Origin of the sequence: Nitrobacter sp. 62-13, from assembly GCF_001896955.1 — a bacterium.
Classification (GTDB): domain Bacteria; phylum Pseudomonadota; class Alphaproteobacteria; order Rhizobiales; family Xanthobacteraceae; genus Nitrobacter.
In genome coordinates this window covers 10285-10665 of the sequence record NZ_MKRN01000194.1, presented here as the reverse complement: position 1 = coordinate 10665, position 381 = coordinate 10285, and the positions used below count along the sequence as shown (strand labels likewise).

Annotated in this window: 1 pseudogene; it reads right to left on the bottom strand. The window is 65.1% G+C overall.

The features are described 5' to 3' along the window. Positions 1-381, bottom strand: a pseudogene (locus BGN91_RS14960) (hypothetical protein); the annotation flags it as partial.

Below are 381 nucleotides of genomic sequence, written 5' to 3'. Positions count from 1 at the left end.
GAAGGTCGGGCGCTGGCGATCGAAGATGTCGACGTGCACGTTCTTCGACTCGAATCGTTCGCGGACGGCCATCTTGAAGCGGTCCAGCACCTCCGGCTCCCGCCGAAGCGTGAGCCCGGGCTGTCCGATGAACCCATCCCACATGCGCCCGCGCCGGCGCTCATCGGTGAAGCGCACCTCCTCGGCATGGCGAAACGCATCCGAATCGTTCAAGAACATCCAGAGCGCGCGGGCATGCCCATTTTCCAGAGCATCCAGCGCATCCCGGTTCTGGGTCACCCCATAGAGCGCTGTTTGTCCGGCTTCGTCGGCCATGCTGCCGACGCGCTCGGCGTCATTGAGAACCCGCGCCCGTGAGGCCTCGTCCATCTCGTCGACGGC